This is a genomic window from Streptomyces aureus, from assembly GCF_001418135.1.
GTDB classification, from domain to species: domain Bacteria; phylum Actinomycetota; class Actinomycetes; order Streptomycetales; family Streptomycetaceae; genus Streptomyces; species Streptomyces aureus_A.
In genome coordinates this window covers 2,565-2,894 of sequence record NZ_LIPQ01000273.1, presented here as the reverse complement: position 1 = coordinate 2,894, position 330 = coordinate 2,565, and positions in this window count along the sequence as shown.

Here is a 330-nt window from a genome sequence, read left to right as displayed (position 1 = left end):
GACGGCCCAACGCCCCGGCCCGTGGGCGGGAACCGTGAGTACCACGTCGGGGGCGACCTCCTCGACATCCACGGCAACACGATCCACGGCGGGTTCACCGGAATCCGCAAGGACTCTGGCAACGGCTCGGGCTCCGGCTCCCGATCCGGCTCCCGATCCGGTTCTGGTTCCGCTGCCGGTTCCGGCTCGGGCTCCGGTTCGGATACCGGTGCGGGTTCCGGCTCGGATACCGGTGCGGTCTCCGGGGCGGGTGAGCCGGAGTGAGCGACGAGGACGACGCGCCGCAGGGCGACTCCCCTGACGGCGGACACGGACACGGCGACCGGACCG